Below are 16769 nucleotides of genomic sequence, written 5' to 3'. Positions count from 1 at the left end.
TCTGGCGAAGGATGGTGCAGATTGAGTATGGGGTCTATCCATGCGATGCGCCCGCTGCGCATTTCTCGAAAAAGGAAAGGATAAGGCCGTGGGCGAAACGGGAGTTGGCAAGGTTGCGATCGTCACAGGCGGTACGCGCGGGATCGGCGCGGCGATTGTCCGGCGTTTGCTGGCTGAAGGCTATGCAGTAGCGACCTGCGGCCGCACCGCACCGGATGAGCCGATCGGGGCCGATGGGAAAACGGCGGAATTCGCATCCTGCGACATTCGCGATCCTGCGGCGGTGTCGGACTGGATTGCCCAGCTTGTCGCGCGCCATGGCCGCATCGACCTTGTCGTCAACAATGCGGGCGGATCGCCGCAGGCCGACGCCGCGACGGCCAGCCCGCGCTTTTCCGAACGCATCCTGCAACTCAATCTGCTCGCACCGCTGCATGTCGCGCAAGCCGCCTATCCGCATCTGAAGGCAGTGGGCGGATCGATCGTAAACATCGCCAGCGTCTCCGGCGCACGTCCCTCGCCCGACACGGCGATCTATGGCGCCGCGAAGGCGGGCCTGCTCAGCCTCACCACCAGCCTGGCGCAGGAATGGGGGCCGGATGTGCGGGTCAACGCGATCATCGTCGGCCTGATCGAGACCGAGACGGCTGAAATGACCTATGGCACGCAGGCGGCGCAGGATCGGATCGCGTCATCGATTCCGCTGAAGCGCATGGGCCGGGGCAGCGACATCGCCGAAGCGGTGGTGTTCCTGGGTTCGCCAGCCGCCGCCTATGTCAGCGGCGCGCGCCTTGAAGTCCATGGCGGCGGTGAACGGCCGCTGTTCCTGGAAATCGTCAAGGAAGAGGCCGCGAAGGCCTGATAAAGAAGGGCCGGGCGAGCCTGAACCCGCCCGGCCTTTGCTTCAGATACCCAGCAGCGCGCGCTGCTGCTCGCCCAGTTCCGGATTGCTCTGTTCCTGGAAGAAGGCAATGCGGCCAGCGACCGCCTGCTCGGTCATTTCCGGCTGGCTCGAAATCCAGAATTTGCGCGCGGCAAGACCCTCTACAAAGACGCGGCAGCCTTCGTCCAGGTCCATGCCGTAATTGGCCATCAAATGGGCCATGGTGGCACGGTGCCCCGAAGCGCTCTCCGGCTCGCCGACGCCAGCATCGGCGTCGAAGATGCTGGTCTTCAGCATGCCCGGAATGATCGAGCAGACGTTGATCGGCGCCTTTGCGACCTGCATCTCCAGATAGAGGCACTCGCTGAACGACTGGATGGCGTGCTTGCTCATGATATAGGCCGCCTGCGTCGGCATCTGGCCGAAAGAGCCGACGGACGCCAGGTTCGCGATCCACGCTTCCTGACCCACGCGCAGCATGTGCGGAACGAATGCGCGCACGCCATGCACGACGCCATGGATGTTGACGTTCAGCGTCGTTTCCCAACGCGCCGTCGGGATTTCCCAGACATTGCCGATCGTCTCGATACCCGCATTGTTGATCAGCAGGCGAACCGCGCCATGCCGGTCGAACACATCTTGCGCCAGCGCATCGAGCGCTTCGGGCTTTGACACATCCAGCTGGATCGCTTCAGCCTTGCCGCCCGCCGCCACGATCTCGGCGGCAACCTTGTCGGCGCGGCCCTTGTCGATGTCGGTGACGACGACGGTCATGCCGATCTGGCCGCAGCGGCGGGCAAAGCCCATGCCGATGCCAGCGCCCGCGCCGGTGATGACGGCGACGCCGCCCGAAAAGACCTTTTCTTCTTCAGTCATGTTCAAGTTTCTCCGAGAGGGAAGGAATTACATCGAGGTCAGCGAAGCCGGCGCCGCGGGCAGATAATGGTGATAATAGCCAGCCGCCCAGCCGCCATCGACCGCAAGTTCAGCGCCGCAAATGTAGCTGGCCTCGTCCGAGCAGAGGAACAGGCTTGCGGCGGCGATTTCCTCGGGCTCGCCAATCCGCTGCAATGGTACGCGCTCATAGCCTGCATTCTTCGCTTCACCTTCCAGCGCCTGCGGGTTGCCCATGGCCGTGTTGACCCCGCCCGGATGCACCGAATTGACGCGCACGCCCTGATGGCCAAATTCCAGCGCCGCGCTCTTGGTAAAGCCGCGCACCGCCCATTTGGAGCTGCTGTAGAGCGAAACCGAATTGACGCCGCGAAGGCCGTCCACCGACGATATGTTGACGATGGACCCGCGCTTCGCCGCGCACATCTTGGCCCCGACATGCTTCAGCCCCAGCATCGTGCCCTTGACGTTGATGCCCAGAACGCGGTCGATATCTGCGACGGTCAGATCGGTGATCGGGCCGAAAGCCACGACCGCCGCATTATTGACCAGCGCATCGATCCGGCCATGACGGGCGATCACGGCATCGACCAGCGCGGTCCAGCTGGCTTCGTCCGACACGTCCAGCCGCTGGAACATCGCGGCATCGCCGATATCGGCGGCTAATGCCTGACCTTCAGCCTCCAGCACGTCGGCGATGACCACCTTCGCGCCCTCGCGCGCGAACAGGCGGATCGTCGCTTCGCCCATACCACGCGCACCGCCGGTGACGATGGCGACCTTGTCTTGCAACCTGCCAGTCATGATTTCTGCTCTTTCTCGCTGATCAAACTTATTGAATAAAGGCCTTGAACGCGTCCCAGGGCACGTCCGAGGTGTAGAGGGCTGCTTCGTCCATCGACCCAGCCGGAATATGGAAACCGCTCGTGTCCATCACTGTATCGAATTGTGCAAGCGCCGTTTCGGGGGTCCAGTCCTTGTCGGTCGCCCGATAGCCGCGAGTGACGCCCGCGAACACCCTTGTATAGCCGCCACCGCCAGCCGTGAACATCTCGCCATTGCACGGTGCGCTGTCATGGGCCAGCATCGCTACGACCGGCGCAACCGCCCGCGCGGGGAAGTCTCGCTCCATCAGGCCGTGGATTTCCGGCCCCATCAACTGCGTCATCCGGCTGCCCGCGATCGGCATGATGGCATTGATCTTGACGTCCTTGCCCTGCGCCTGCGTCGCGGCGGCGAGGCCACGCGTCATGGCCCATACCGCGCCTTTGGCGGCGGGATAGGGCACCGCGCTGCCCATGCCGAACCATGATCCGGACGAGATGTTGACGATGCGGCCGAAATTACGCTCCAGCATGCCGTTCCATACCGCGCGGCACAGGTAAAAGGTGCCGCTGGCCGACACGGCCATGTCCTTGTCCCACTGCTCATCGGTCACCGTCGACAATGTACCCGACGCACTGACGATGCCCGCATTGTTGACCAATATGTCGACGCGGCCCCATCGCGTCAGCGCGTCCTGTACGATCGCTTCTGCGCCAGCCGATGTCGCGACACTGTCGCCATTGGCCTCTGCAATGCCGCCAGCGTCGCGGAGCTCGCGGGCAGCGGCGTCGGCATAGCCCTGATCCTTGCCCTCGCCCTGGAAATTGCCGCCGAGGTCGTTGACCAGCACCTTGGCCCCGCGCGCGGCGAGCAGGGCGGCATAGGCCTTGCCCAAGCCACCTCCCGCACCCGTGACGATCGCCACCTTATCGTCGAAACGCAGTTCAGACATCGGCCTCTCCTTTATCTTCCCGATCGCAAGGGCGTCAGGCTTTCAAGATCATGTCGGCGGCCTTTTCGGCCACCATCATCGTGGGGACGTTGGTGTTACCGCCGGGGACGCGGGGCATGACCGATGCATCGACGACGCGCAGCCCCGCCACTCCGTGGACACGCAGTTGGGGATCGACGACCGCCATCGGGTCATGCCCCATGCGGCAGGTGCCCACGGCATGAATATCGGAAATCGCCGTCTCGCGCAGATAGGCGTCCAGCTCGTCATCCGACTGGATGCTTGCCCCCGGCGCCAGTTCCTCGCCCCGGAAGGGATCGAAGGGGGCCTGCGCGAAAATGTTGCGCACCGCGCGGATGGCGGCGCGGCCCATCGCCATGTCTTTGGCGGTCGACAGGATGTTGGGATCGATTGACAGCGGCGCGGACGCATCCGATCCCGTCAGCTTTATCTCGCCCACGCTTTCCGGGTTCAGCAGGTCGATATGCGCGAAATAGCCATGGTCCATGATCAGCTTGCGCCCCATCGCCTCATAGAGCGCCATGGCGAAATGCACCTTCACATCGGGATATTCCGCGCCCGGCATGGTCTTCAAATAAGCGCCGATCTCCGCCGGAGGACTGGCCAGCGGCCCCTTGCGGAACAGCAGGAAGTTCGCGACGGCCTTGGCCGCGACAACCGGGTGGAAGACGTTGAAGAGGGACACCGGCTGCGTGCAATATTGCTTCACGCTGACCGCCACATGATCGCGGTAGTTCTGGCCGACGCCCGGCAGGTCATGCACCACCTGCACCCCCGTCTGGCGCAGATGATCCGCTGGCCCGATCCCCGACAGCATCAGGATCCAGGGCGAATGGATGGCGCCTGCCGACAGAATAACCTCGCGCGTCGCGTTCGCCTGTTCAAGCTGTCCCGCTCGCCGCCAGCTGACGCCGGTCGCGCGCCCGTCCTCCACGATCACCCGCTCGACATTGGCGCCGGTGATGACGCGCAGGTTCGGCCGTTTGAGCGCAGGTGTCAGATAAGCGCGCGCCGCGCTCCATCGCCGCCCGGCCGACGCGGTGACATCGGCGGGCACCACGCCCTCGCGCTGCGATCCACTGGGGTCGTCATTATAGGGCACGCCCGCCGCGATCGAGGCATCGCGGAACGCCTTGGCAAGCGGATTGTGGATGCCCGGCCGAGAGACCAGCACCGGCCCGCCCCGGCCATGATAGCCTTCCTCGCCGCCCGGTTGGAAATCTTCCAGCTTCTTGAAATAGGGGAGCACATCGTCATAGCTCCACCCTTCATTCCCCAGCTGGCGCCAGCCATCATAGTCCGCCGCCGCGCCCCGGTCATAGACCATGCCGTTGATGGAGGAGGAGCCACCCAGAACCTTGCCGCGCGGCGTGTACATCTGCCGCCCGCCCGCATTGGCCTGCGGCACGCTGACATGCATCCACTGGAACATGCCGCGATACATGATCGGCAGCAGCCCGCCCGGCGCATGGATGAACACGCTGTTATCCTTGCCCCCCGCCTCCAGCAGCAGCACGCGGTTGCGCGGATTTTCCGACAGGCGCCCGGCTAGTGCGCATCCCGCCGACCCGCCGCCCCCGATGATGAAGTCGTAACTATCGGCCATTATCTCTCCCGCGCGTCATGCTGACGTCTGTTGTGCTGTGCGATGCCGACGCCGCAGGGACTTGGCCGAATATGCCGGTGCAAGCGGGGTCGCATATGATGTCTTGCGTGCTGAATTGGTCAATATGATACGCAGGTCAAGCCGGATTTGCCCGGCTGCCCGCCATTGACCCGCAAACTACCGCTGCTATTGTCTACGCAAACAAACGCGCCATTCAGCGGAATCGGCGGCATTCGCGTCGCCAAAATGCGGTACCACGCTTGCCGGTTTGCACATATCAAGGAGAAGAGGATGTCCACCGAAACCCTGACCGCTGATCGCTTCGATCCCTTCAAACTTTATGATCCCGAGACGCTGGTCGCATCCGACCCCATGGAAATCGACGCGCCCGCAATGGTGGTGTGGAAAATCCTGACCGACATGCCGCGTTATGGCGAATGGAACCCCTTCTGCGTCTGGGCGGAATCCACGCTGGAGATGGGCGCGCCGGTTCACATGCGACTCGTCAACTATGCCAATCCCGGCTCGCTCGCGCCCAATTGCGAATATGTCTGCGCGTTCGAACCGGGCCGCCTCCTGTCCTGGGAACTGAAGGATAGTGAAGCCTGGCCCTATCCCGCCCGCCGCGACCAGATCATCGAAGAACTTGGGGCCGAAAAGTGCCGCTATCAGTCGACCGACGCCTTCACCGGCCCGAACGGCATCCATGTCATGCGTTTCTGCGGCCCATGGGTAACGCGCGCCTTCAACGACTCGGCCAAGGCGCTCAAGGCCCGCGCCGAGGCGATGCACCGCGGCGAAATAAGCTGATCGCCGCTGCCGAGGGGTGAGGATAACCCTCCGCCAGATCGCGGTATTCGAAGCCGTCGCCCGCACCGGCAGCGTGGCGGGCGCGGCTGACGAAATCGGCCTCAGCCCCTCGGCGGCGAGCATGTCGCTCAAGGACCTGGAAACCCATCTCGGCGTGCAGTTGTTCGCCCGCTCCGGTCGCCGCATGCTGCTGACCGATCGGGGTCGCCCGATGCTGGAAATGGCGCGCGGCATATTGGTGCAGGTCGCGGACCTTGAGTCCCTCTCCCTACCCGAAGAAGTGCGGGGGCGGCTGCGCATCGGCGCGGCGGTCCCGGTGGGCGACTATGTGCTGCCCGGCCTTTGCGCCGCCTTCATGCGCCTTCACCCCGGTGTCCGCGTCGAAATGCGCATCATGCCCTCCCATGAGGTGATGGAGGGCGTGCGCAACATGGCGCTGGACGTCGGCTTCGTCGGCGCGCCGGTCAACAGCAGCTATCTGGAGGCGGAGCCATGGCTGCGCGACCGGCTGGTGGTCTGCGCCGCCCCCGACCACCCCCTCGCCGGGCGTCCCACGGTGCCGCTCGCGGACCTTGGCGACCAGCCATGGGCGCTGGAAAAGACGCTCTCCAGCGAACGCATCTCCTTCACGGTTGAGACGCTCAAATCCATGAACTCGCTCAACATCGTGTTCGAAGGCGAAAGCGTCGAAGCGATCAAGCGCATCGTTCGCGACGGCGCGGTCCTCGCCTGCCTCTCCAGCCTGACCGTCGCCGATGAGCTGGCGCGCGGCGAGCTGGTCGAACTGCCGGTGCCCGAACTGCATTTCACCCGCATCGTCAGCCTGGTGAGCCGCCGCGAAACCCAGCAACCTCAAGCCTGCCGCGCCTTTCACGAATTTGCCCGACAATGGGGCGAACAATCGGGGGGATCAGGAAAATAGCTTCTCCTACTACCAATCCATCAGTTTTTCTGATGCCATGCGTCGGAATTACGAATTGGTAGCATCGCCTCCAAAGGCCTAAATCAGGTCTCACACGCCCGGTAGGTGTGTTCAAGGAGAGTGATGTGAAAGCCATGATCTGCACCGCGTTCGCGCCGGTCGAAGAGTTGCAACATGGCGATTTCCCCGAGCCTCAAGCAGGGGCGGGGGAAGTGGTGATCGACGTGGCGGCCGCCGGGGTAAACTATCCCGACGTGCTGATCGTGCAGGGCAAATATCAAACCAAACCAGCCCTGCCGTTCGTCCCCGGCAGTGAAGCAGCGGGGCGCATCGCCGCCGTTGGACCTGATGTGACAGGCTTCACTGCCGGGGACCGCGTCATCGCCTTCACCGGCAGCGGCGCCTTTGCCGAGCAGGTGCGCGTCCCCGCGACGCAGGTCTGGCCGGTGCCCGACGGCGTCGATCTGGAGGTCGCGGCGGGCATCTCCATCACCTATGGCACATCCTATCATGCGCTAAAGGACCGCGCGCAACTCAAGCCCGGCGAAACGCTGCTGGTACTCGGCGCGGGCGGCGGCGTCGGCCTCACCGCCGTGGAACTCGGCAAGCATATGGGCGCGCGCGTGATCGCTGCTGCCTCCAGCCCGGAAAAACTCGCCCTCGCCAAAGCGCAAGGGGCGGACGAACTCATCGACTATGCGCAGGAGGATCTGCGCGAACGCCTCAAGCAGCTGACCGACGGAAAGGGCGTCGATGTCGTCTATGACCCGGTCGGCGGCCCCATGAATCTGACTGCGGTGAAAAGCCTCGCCTGGGGTGGCCGCCTGCTCGTCATCGGCTTTGCCGGGGGCGAGATCCCCTCCATCCCCGCCAATCTGCTGCTCTTGAAAAGCGCGTCGGCCGTCGGCGTCCTCTGGGGCAACAGCGTCCGCGCCGATCCGGTCGCGCAGGGCGCAAACATGCGCCAGCTGCTCGCCTGGCTCGCAGAGGGCGCGTTGAAGCCCGTCATCGACACGCGCTTTGCCCTGCCCGACGCAGTGGCCGCGCTCCAGCATCTCGAAAAACGCAAGGTGAAGGGCAAGGTGCTCCTGACCCTTCAGCCCGCATCCTGAACAGGAAATCCCTCATGTCGCAAACAGTCAGCTTCCACACCCACGGCGCGATCGCCGAAGCGGTGATCGACAATCCCCCGGTCAACGCCACCTCCGCCAGCGTGCGGCAGGGTCTTGCCGAAGCCATCCGCAAACTGGAGTCCGATCCCGCCCTCCACGCGCTCGTCATCCGTTGCGAAGGCAAGACCTTCATCGCGGGCGCGGACATCAAGGAATTCGGCAAGCCCATGGCCGATCCGGGCCTGCCGCTCGTCATGGAAATGATGGACCATTCGACCAAGCCGATCATCGCCGCCGTCCATGGCACGGTGCTGGGCGGCGGCCTCGAAGTCGCGCTCGCCTGCCATTACCGCATCGCCGCGCCGGGCACGAAGTTCGGCTTTCCGGAAGTGAAGCTCGGCCTCATGCCCGGCGGTGGCGGCACGCAGCGCACGCCCCGCCTCGCTGGCCTCGCCACCGCGATCAAGCTGGTGACGGAAGGCAATCCAATCGGCACGGACGACGCGCTGAAGTCCAACCTCATCGATGCCGTGGCTTCGGGCGGCGATCTCGCCGCCGAAGCACGCAGCTTTGCCGAAAAGCTGGTCGCGGAAGGGAAGGGGCCGCGCAGCTCCTCCACCCTGCCCATGCCCGCCGACGACCCGGCTCTGTTCGAAGAAGCCCGCAAAACCGTCGCCAAGAAGATGCGCGGCCAGACCGCTCCGCTTCGTGCGCTGGAAGCCATGCGCCTCGGCTATGAACTCCCCTTCGATGAGGCGGTTCGCCAGGAACTCGCGATCTTCCGCGAATGCATGAACGGATCGCAGTCAAAAGCACTGCGCCACCTCTTCGCCGCCGAACGCGAAGTCGCCCGCATCCCCGGGCTCGCGCCCGAAACCCTGACCCGCAACATCGAGCGGGTCGGCGTCATCGGTCTCGGCGTCATGGGACGCGGCATCGTCATGGCGGTCGTCAGCGTCGGCATTCCGGTCATCGCCGTCGGCCTTGACCAACCGAACATCGACGCCGCGATGAGAGCCATCACCAAAATGTGGTCCTCCTCCGTCGCCAAGGGCAGCATGTCGCAGGAGACGATGGACAAGCGCCTCGCGCTCATCACCACCAGCGCTGATCCGCGCGACCTGTCGCCCACGCAATTGGTGATCGAGGCGGTGACCGAGGATCTGGAGACGAAGAAAGCCGTCTTCGCCAAACTCGGCGAAGTCACGCCCGCCGGGACGATCCTCGCCTCCAACACCAGCTTCCTCAACATCGACACGCTGGCGGAAGCCTCTGGTCGCCCCGAAGACGTGTGCGGCATGCACTTCTTCAACCCCGCCAATGTCATGCGCCTGCTGGAAAATGTCCGCGCGGCAAAGACCGATCCCGAAGTCGTCGCGACCATCATGGCGCTGGGCAAGCGCATCGGCAAATTGCCCATCCTGTCGGGCGTATGCGACGGTTTCATCGTCAACCGCATGCTGTCGAAGCGGTCACGCGAAGGCTTCTTCCTTGTCGAGGAGGGCGCGAAGCCCGCCGCCATCGACAAGGTGCTTCTCTCCTACGGCTTTCCCATGGGACCGTTCGCGCTCGGCGACCTAGCTGGCCTCGACGTGCAGGCCGCCGCCCGCAAGGCCCGCGCCGCCACCGCGACGGAGCGCGAACTGCGCGCCGACTTCCCCGAACAGATGGTTGCTGCCGGACGCCTTGGGCAAAAGACCGGCTCCGGCTGGTACAGCTATGACGAAAACCGCAAGGCTAGCGCCAACCCGCTGACCGAAGAGATGATCGCTGCCCATGCTGAACGCCACGGCCTCAAACTCCGCGAAATCGGCGAGGATGAAATCCACGAGCGTCTGCTCTACGCCATGGTCAACGAAGGCGCAAAGCTGCTGAGCGAGGGCATCGTGCCGCGCCCGCACGAGATCGACGTCGCGCTGGTCAACGGCCTTGGCTGGCCCAGCTATACCGGCGGCCCCATGCATTGGGCCGACCAGATCGGCCTCGACAAGGTGCTGGCCACGATCGAGAAGTTCCGCGCCGAACAGGGCGACGCCTATTGGACCCCCGCGCCGCTGCTCGTCCAATATGCGCGTGAGGGCAGGGGCTTCTACGCATGAGCTACGATCCCAACGCCAAAACCGCCGATCTGCTCGCCCGGCTGCGCGCCTTCATGGACGCGCATATCTATCCCAATGAGAAAGCCTATTATGAGGAGGTCGCGACCGGCGACCGCTGGGCGCACGTCACCCTGATCGACAGGCTCAAACCACTGGCGAAGGAAGCAGGCCTCTGGAACCTGTTCCTCCCCGAAAGCACCCATGGCGCGGGTCTCACCAACCTCGAATACGCCCCACTTTGCGAGGAAATGGGCCGCGTCCACTGGTGCCCTGCGGTGTTCAACTGCGCCGCGCCCGACACCGGCAATATGGAAACGATAGAACGCTTCGGCACGGCCGAGCATAAGGCGCGTTGGCTGGAGCCCATGCTGGCGGGTGAGATGCGTTCTGCCTTCGCGATGACCGAGCCGCAGGTCGCTTCCTCCGACGCGACCAACATCGAAAGCTCGATTGTCCGCGATGGCGATGACTATGTCATCAACGGCCGCAAATGGTGGATTTCCGGCATGGGCGAGGCGGACTGCGCGCTCATGATCTTCATGGGCAAGACCGACCCGTCGGCGCCCAAGCACAAGCAGCAGTCGATGATCCTGGTCCCGCGCGACACCCCCGGCATCACCGTGCTGCGGCCCATGACCGTGCTCGGCTATGACGACGCGCCGCATGGCCACATGGAAATCCTCTTCGAAAATGTCCGCGTGCCCGCATCCAACATGCTGCTCGGCGAAGGACGCGGCTTCGAGATCGCGCAGGCGCGGCTGGGGCCGGGCCGCATCCACCATTGCATGCGCATGATCGGCATGGCCGAACGCGCGCTGGAGGCCATGTGCCGCCGGGTGAAGAGCCGCGTCGCCTTCGGCAAGCCGCTCGCCGAGCAGGGCGTCATCATCGAACGCATCGCCAATTCGCGCATCATGATCGATCAGGCGCGGCTGCTGACCCTCCACGCCGCACACCGCATGGACACGGTCGGCAACAAGGTGGCGAAGGCCGACATCGCGATGATCAAGGTCGCCGCCCCCAACATGGCCTGTCAGGTCATCGATTGGGCGATGCAGGCGCATGGCGCGGCGGGCATCAGCCAGGATTTCTTCCTCGCGAACTATTATGCCCACGCCCGCAAGATCCGCTTTGCCGATGGCCCGGACGAGGTGCACCGCCATCAGCTCGGCCGCCTCGAACTCGCTAAATATGACTGACGTCCGCACGCTCGACACTGGCCGTCTCGGCCCATGGCTACGCGCCCATGTGCCGGGCGCGGACGGAGAGATCAGCGCGGAAAAATTCGCGGGCGGCCAGTCCAATCCCACCTATCTCCTCTCGGTGGATGGCAAGCCCCGTTTCGTCCTGCGCCGCAAGCCCGATGGCGTGCTGCTACCCTCCGCCCATGCGATTGAGCGCGAGTATCGCGTCACCGATGCGCTAAAGGACAGCGCCGTCCCCGTCGCCCGCCCGCTCGCCCTGTGCGAGGACGCCAGCATAGTCGGCACGCCCTTCTTCATCATGGCCTATGCGCAAGGCCGCAACTTCTGGGACGCCCGCCTGCCGGACCTCACCCCCGCCGACCGCGCGTCGATCTATGACGAAATGAACCGCGTCCTCGCCGCCCTCCACGCCATCGACCCCGCGCAGGTCGACCTCACCGACTATGGCAAACCCGGCAATTATTTCGCCCGCCAGGTCGCCCGCTGGACCAAACAATATCGCGCCACCCAAACCCAGCAGCTCGACGCCATGGAGTCCCTCATCGACTGGCTCCCCGCCAACGATCCCGGCCTCGAAGCCAGCCGCATCGTCCACGGCGACTATCGCAACGACAATATGATCTTCGCCGCGACAGAGCCCCGCATCATCGCCGTCCTCGACTGGGAACTCTCAACCCTCGGCCACCCCCTCGCCGACCTTGCCCAGCACCTGATGGCATGGCGCGTCCCAAAGGAAGGCTATCGCGGTCTGTCCGACGCCGACCTCCCCGCCCTCGGCATCCCATCCGAAGCCGACTATCTCCAAAGCTACGCCGAACGGACCGGCGCAGGCCCCATCGACCCTGCCCATTGGCGCTACGCCCTAGCCTTCGCCATGTTCCGCAACGCAGCCATCCGCCAAGGCGTCTATCACCGCGCCATCAGTGGTAACGCCTCCAGCGAAGCCGCCGCCATCCACGGCGCCCGCGCCGGAGAAATAGCAGGCCTCGCCTGGCGCATCGCCTGCGGGGAAGAGGACGCCCAGCTATGACAGAAAAACGGATCGACGTAGGCGGCTACCACCTCCGCGCAGTGGAACAGGGCGAGGGGCCGCTCGTCCTCATGATCCACGGCTTCCCCGGCCTAGCATGGTCATGGCGACATCAGATGGAGCCGCTCGCAGGGGCAGGCTTCCGCGCCGTCGCCATCGACAGCCTCGGCTATGGCGGCAGCGACCGCCCCACCGATCCCGCCGCCTATGATGCCGACCACATGCAGGCCTATCTCATCGCCCTGCTCGACCATTATGAAGCGGACAAGGCGGTCATCGTCGGCCAGGATTTCGGCGCGCAATATGCGTGGAACCTCGCCGTTCGCGCGCCCGATCGGGTGGCGGGCCTCATCGCCACCATCCCCTATGACTATGACATGGCCGGACGCGCTATGCTGGGCAGCGCCCCGCGCCTCCCAACGGACGCGCCCGCCAAACCAGAAGCATCCTCCCCCGACCGCCTCCCCAGCGAACGCTTCGCCGCCATGGCCGCCGAACATTTCGTCCACTTCCACTATTTCATGGAAGCAGGCCCCGCCGAGCGCGAACTTGCCGACCGCGCCCCTGAATTCCTCGCCCGCCTCTTCTACGCCCTCTCGTCCAAGGGCGACCTCTGGAGCTGGAAAACGGTCTCATCGGTAGGCAGCGGTTATCTAGACGTCCTGCCACCCGCGCCGCCGCTCCCCTGGCCCTGGCTCTCCCAGACAGAGTTCGACCGCTTCGTCAGCGAATATGTCGCCGCCGCCCCGATGCTGCGCTTCATCGGCGGCCTCAACAGCTACCGCACCGCCGACGCAAATTGGCACATCGGCGAGAAATGGGCCGACCATGACGTCGAAACGCCCACCCTGTTCCTCTATGGCGAAAAGGACCCGTCCTTCGGCTTCTTCACCGATTGGGAAGAGCGGATGCGCCAGCGAGTCCCCGGCCTCCGCGACATCATAGCCGTGCCGGAAGCAGGCCATTTCGTGCAGCAGGAAAAGCCCGCCGCCTTCAACAAGGCGCTAATCGACTTCGCCCGCTCGGTGACCCAATGACCGGCCGCTGGCCCATCGGCGGCCATCTCGGCCTCAGCTCCCCCGACCGCCCGATGCTCGCGCACCTCGCCAGCTCCACCAACTCGCTCGACCAGATCGACGCGCTCGCCGACCACGGCTTTCGCGGCGTGCAGGACCTTTTCATGATGTTGCGGCCCGAGGCTGAGCAAGTCGCGATGGCCGACCGGATGGCCAGCCGTGGCCTCGTCCTCTCCAGCTTCAGCGACCTAAAATATTGGAACCAGCCCATCTGGAGCGCCGAAGATGAAACTGGCCTAGAACATCTACGCAGCAGCGTGGACCTCAGCATCGAGATCGCCACTCGCTTCAACGGCGGCAGCGTGGTCTGCGTGGCTGGCCTCGACAACCATCGCCCCCGCAAGGCGCAAGTCGACGCGATGACGGAAAATCTAAAGCGCCATGCCCACGATGCAGCCCGCAGCGGACTCACCTTGCTCGTTGAACCCATCGCCCCCAGCCGCATCCCCGGCCTCCTGCTCGACCAGCTGGAGGATGCGGCGGAGATGGTCCGCGCCGTCGCAATGCCCTCGGTCCGCCTGCTGTTCGACACCGGCCATGTCGCGATGATGGGCCATGACGTGCCTTCCTCCTTCGCCTCCTGCGCCAAGGAGACCGGCCTTATCCAGTTCGCCGACGTGCCCAATCGCGTCGACCCAGGCCTCGGAGAACTGGACTGGCCCGCGATCCTCCAAGCCATTGGCGGCTATGACGGTATGATCGAACTTGAGTTCGAACCCGCCGACCCGACCGCGACCGGCGAAACCCAGATGCTCGACCGCCTGAAAGCGCTCGGCATCTTCTGACCGGCAGCCCAAAGCCAGTACCAATGTCCTGATCTGCTCCTGATGACGCATTTTGCTCCTTCCCGGCAATAGGCCCCCGATCACCGATTTGGTAAAAGGCGGCAACGAAGATCAGGAGAGTCTGCCTCGATGAGAGTGGTTGCCAATCTTGCCCAATGTCAGGGGCACGCCCGATGCGAAGACCTGTGCCCGGAGGTGTTTTCCACCGACGCGGTGGAGGGTAAAGTCGTCATAGAACAACCCGAATTTCCCCCGGAGCTTGAGGAAAAAGTCCGGCTAGCCGTGCGCAACTGCCCCGAAGGCGCGCTGCGCATCGCGAAGGGATCGGCCGCATGACCGTGAGCTTCTACCCCGCCGCGCCAACCCATGTCCCTGAAGACCTGATCCGGGATTTCGACTTTTTCGACATGCCTGCCGACGTGTCCGATCCGGTGCAAATCTGGCACGGCCTTATCCAAAAAGGTGCGCCGCCCATTTTCTACACGCCGCGCAACGGCGGTCATTGGGTGTTCCTGCGCTACGCCGACATTGCCGAAGCCTATCGCAATCACGAGATTTTCTCGACGCATAAGGCGCAAATCCCGCCGCTGGAACCCTATCCAATTCTTCAGCCCAATGGCGTCGATCCGCCACAGCATGACGTGTTCCGAAAGCTGCTCGCGCCCATGTTCACGCCGCTCGCCGTCCGCCGGATGACCGACGGACTGCATAGCCGCGCCGAAAGGCTCATCTCAGGCTTCGCTGGAAAGGGCGGGTGCGATTTCGTCAAGGATTATGCCGCCAAATTCCCGACCGGCACTTTCCTTGAGCTGTTCGGCCTGCCCGAAGAGCGCCTGCCTGAATTCCTGCGTATCTCCGACACCTTCTTCCGCAGCACTGACCCGGACATCCGCGCCGCGAACCTGCTGGAAATCTATGACGTGCTGGAAGAACTCTTCCGAGAGAAGGAGCGCAATCCCGGCAGCGACATAGCCTCTACCGTCGTGCAATCGCGCGACGCGGACGGCAATCCCTTCCCTTGGGAAGACATCATCAATTGCGGCTTCCTGCTCTTCGTCGCGGGGCTCGACACGGTCACCAACACCATGACCTATGTCTGGCGCTATCTCGCGACATCACCGGACGCGCGGCAGAAATTCCGCGACCGGCTGGATGATCCATCAGCCTTCCTCCTCGCGATCGAGGAACTGATGCGGATCAACGCGGTCTCCAACATTTACCGCCGCGTCACCCACGATTGCGAGTATAAGGGCGTGCAGTTCCGCCGTAACGATCGGGTTGTCCTGCCCAACACAGTGGCCAATCGCGACCCGCGCACGTTCAGCGACCCGCAGACCATCGACCTCGATCGCAAGGTCAATAACCATGTCACCTTCGGCCTCGGGCCGCACCGCTGCATCGGGTCGCACCTCGCCAAGCGGGAAATCATGATCTCGCTACAGGAATGGCTGCGGCAAATTCCCGAATTCGAACTGGACCCGGATCAGGACGCCGAATCCGTCTTCGGCGGCCCGGTAATGGGCTTCACCTCGCTCAAACTGCGCTGGTGAGGAAGGGCGCGGAGGGCTGCGCATCAGCCCTCCGCGCCCCTCAATCCATCAAAGCCGCCGACCGCTGCCGATATTCGCGCGGCGACAATCCCGTCGCCCGGCGAAACGCCCGCGCAAAGCTGTTCCCGTGCGAAAATCCCGCTTGCTCCGCCACCTGCTTCATGGGCACATCGCGACGCGCCAGCAGCAGCTTCGACTGCTCGATGCGATAGGTTTCGATATAGTCGGAAATCGTCTTGCCGGTCAGCGCCAGGAACTGCCGGTGCAAATGCCGCGTGCTGATCCCGCACAGCGCCGCAAGTTCGGCAACGCCGGGCATGGGCGCACCCGCCTCGATCCGCTCGCGAATACGGCGGAACTGCCAGGGTGCAAGTCGACTGGCCGTCGCCGCACCCGCCGCCTGTTGGAACACCCGACCCAGCTCCACCTGCACCAGCTGGAAAAACGCTTCCATCGCCTCGGTCGACCGATCAAGCGGATTGATCAACTCCCGATGGGCCAGCCGCATCAGACTGCGCAGCGCGTCGTTACGGATATTGAGCAGCCCTTGCAGGAATGGCAGCGAAGGTTCGCCCGAGCCGATGATCGCCGCACCATGCGAGTCATCAAAAACGCATCGGATCACGCGGATCTGCCTGCCTTCCGATCGCCCGCCGATCGCGACGCCCGGATGACGGACGAACAGCGCCCCCATGAAGCAGCGGCGCTCGGGATCAATGTCCGGGAAATAGGCTGAAGCATCGGCGGCCATCGGGGGGAGCGACATTTCCAGCATCAATTGCTGCTCGGTTCGCTCAAAGCTGACGATGTCGGGCCAGTGCCATTCCACCAATTCGAACCGCCCGCCCGACACCGGGCAAGATTCGATGATCGTGGCGGTGAAGTCGATCTCGCTCATTGATCTTGGTCCTTAGAACGTCTCTTTCTCGGTTTGAACCATCCGTTCAAGACCACTTCTCCTCCGTTCGCCCTGAGCTTGTCGAAGGGCTCTACTTCTTC

Annotated in this window: 16 protein-coding genes; 11 read left to right on the top strand and 5 right to left on the bottom strand. The window is 64.1% G+C overall.

Annotation, left to right across the window (positions count from 1 at the left end; all coding sequences use genetic code 11):
• Nucleotides 1-88: 88 nt before the first annotated feature.
• On the top strand, nt 89-862 hold the full coding sequence (locus ACZ5TH_RS13580; protein WP_460988668.1) for an SDR family oxidoreductase: 774 nt from the start codon (nt 89-91) through the stop codon (nt 860-862).
• A gap of 42 nt (nt 863-904) precedes the next feature.
• Here ACZ5TH_RS13580 and ACZ5TH_RS13575 read toward each other — a convergent pair whose 3' ends face one another.
• From ACZ5TH_RS13575 to ACZ5TH_RS13560, 4 genes are read right to left on the bottom strand one after another with little or no spacing between them, the layout of a single operon-like run.
• On the bottom strand, nt 905-1759 hold the full coding sequence (locus ACZ5TH_RS13575) for an SDR family NAD(P)-dependent oxidoreductase (RefSeq protein WP_449469473.1): 855 nt from the start codon (nt 1757-1759) through the stop codon (nt 905-907).
• A 27-nt stretch (nt 1760-1786) separates the two neighbouring features.
• A complete protein-coding gene (locus tag ACZ5TH_RS13570; protein ID WP_464795535.1) occupies nt 1787-2581 on the bottom strand; it encodes a glucose 1-dehydrogenase in 795 nt (264 codons plus the stop codon).
• A gap of 28 nt (nt 2582-2609) precedes the next feature.
• The gene (locus ACZ5TH_RS13565; protein ID WP_464795534.1) at nt 2610-3554 is read right to left on the bottom strand and encodes an SDR family NAD(P)-dependent oxidoreductase; all 945 of its coding nucleotides are present in this window, start codon (nt 3552-3554) and stop codon (nt 2610-2612) included.
• A gap of 34 nt (nt 3555-3588) precedes the next feature.
• The gene (locus ACZ5TH_RS13560; RefSeq protein ID WP_464795533.1) at nt 3589-5181 is read right to left on the bottom strand and encodes a GMC family oxidoreductase; all 1593 of its coding nucleotides are present in this window, start codon (nt 5179-5181) and stop codon (nt 3589-3591) included.
• A gap of 291 nt (nt 5182-5472) precedes the next feature.
• Here ACZ5TH_RS13560 and ACZ5TH_RS13555 point away from each other — a divergent pair, with 291 nt between their 5' ends.
• The 10 genes from ACZ5TH_RS13555 (at nt 5473) to ACZ5TH_RS13510 (ending at nt 15770) form a co-directional block, all read left to right on the top strand.
• Nucleotides 5473-5991 (top strand): SRPBCC domain-containing protein, encoded by a 519-nt coding sequence (locus ACZ5TH_RS13555; RefSeq protein WP_464795532.1) that lies wholly within the window; start codon nt 5473-5475, stop codon nt 5989-5991.
• A 16-nt stretch (nt 5992-6007) separates the two neighbouring features.
• Nucleotides 6008-6913, top strand: a complete 906-nt coding sequence (locus ACZ5TH_RS13550; protein WP_464795531.1) for a LysR substrate-binding domain-containing protein — start codon at nt 6008-6010, stop codon at nt 6911-6913.
• Nucleotides 6914-7047: 134 nt separating this feature from the next.
• A complete protein-coding gene (locus tag ACZ5TH_RS13545) occupies nt 7048-8025 on the top strand; it encodes an NADPH:quinone oxidoreductase family protein (RefSeq protein ID WP_464795739.1) in 978 nt (325 codons plus the stop codon).
• Nucleotides 8026-8039: 14 nt separating this feature from the next.
• Nucleotides 8040-10124 carry a 3-hydroxyacyl-CoA dehydrogenase NAD-binding domain-containing protein gene (locus ACZ5TH_RS13540; protein ID WP_464795530.1) on the top strand — a complete coding sequence of 695 codons (2085 nt, stop codon included), beginning with the start codon at nt 8040-8042 and terminating at the stop codon, nt 10122-10124.
• Nucleotides 10121-11323, top strand: coding sequence for an acyl-CoA dehydrogenase family protein (locus ACZ5TH_RS13535; RefSeq protein WP_464795529.1), 1203 nt, complete (start codon nt 10121-10123; stop codon nt 11321-11323). Before ACZ5TH_RS13540 ends, ACZ5TH_RS13535 begins: the two co-directional genes overlap by 4 nt.
• Nucleotides 11316-12359 (top strand): phosphotransferase family protein, encoded by a 1044-nt coding sequence (locus ACZ5TH_RS13530; protein WP_464795528.1) that lies wholly within the window; start codon nt 11316-11318, stop codon nt 12357-12359. Before ACZ5TH_RS13535 ends, ACZ5TH_RS13530 begins: the two co-directional genes overlap by 8 nt.
• Nucleotides 12356-13396: an alpha/beta fold hydrolase gene (locus tag ACZ5TH_RS13525; protein WP_464795527.1), complete on the top strand. Its 1041-nt coding sequence runs from the start codon at nt 12356-12358 to the stop codon at nt 13394-13396. Before ACZ5TH_RS13530 ends, ACZ5TH_RS13525 begins: the two co-directional genes overlap by 4 nt.
• Nucleotides 13393-14220 carry a TIM barrel protein gene (locus ACZ5TH_RS13520; protein ID WP_464795526.1) on the top strand — a complete coding sequence of 276 codons (828 nt, stop codon included), beginning with the start codon at nt 13393-13395 and terminating at the stop codon, nt 14218-14220. The genes ACZ5TH_RS13525 and ACZ5TH_RS13520 overlap by 4 nt, the downstream gene beginning before the upstream one ends.
• Before the next feature lie 129 nt (nt 14221-14349).
• Complete coding sequence (locus ACZ5TH_RS13515) at nt 14350-14556, top strand: ferredoxin (RefSeq protein ID WP_449469455.1); 207 nt, start codon at nt 14350-14352, stop codon at nt 14554-14556.
• Nucleotides 14553-15770 carry a cytochrome P450 gene (locus ACZ5TH_RS13510; RefSeq protein ID WP_464795525.1) on the top strand — a complete coding sequence of 406 codons (1218 nt, stop codon included), beginning with the start codon at nt 14553-14555 and terminating at the stop codon, nt 15768-15770. Before ACZ5TH_RS13515 ends, ACZ5TH_RS13510 begins: the two co-directional genes overlap by 4 nt.
• A gap of 40 nt (nt 15771-15810) precedes the next feature.
• Here the strand turns inward: ACZ5TH_RS13510 and ACZ5TH_RS13505 are convergent, their stop codons facing one another.
• Nucleotides 15811-16668: a helix-turn-helix transcriptional regulator gene (locus ACZ5TH_RS13505; protein WP_464795524.1), complete on the bottom strand. Its 858-nt coding sequence runs from the start codon at nt 16666-16668 to the stop codon at nt 15811-15813.
• Between the last annotated feature and the right edge of the window lie 101 nt (nt 16669-16769).

The sequence above is a fragment of the Sphingobium sp. TomTYG73 genome (assembly GCF_055394245.1).
Note: the sequence above shows the minus strand (reverse complement) of the source record. Positions and strands in the feature narration are given on the sequence as shown.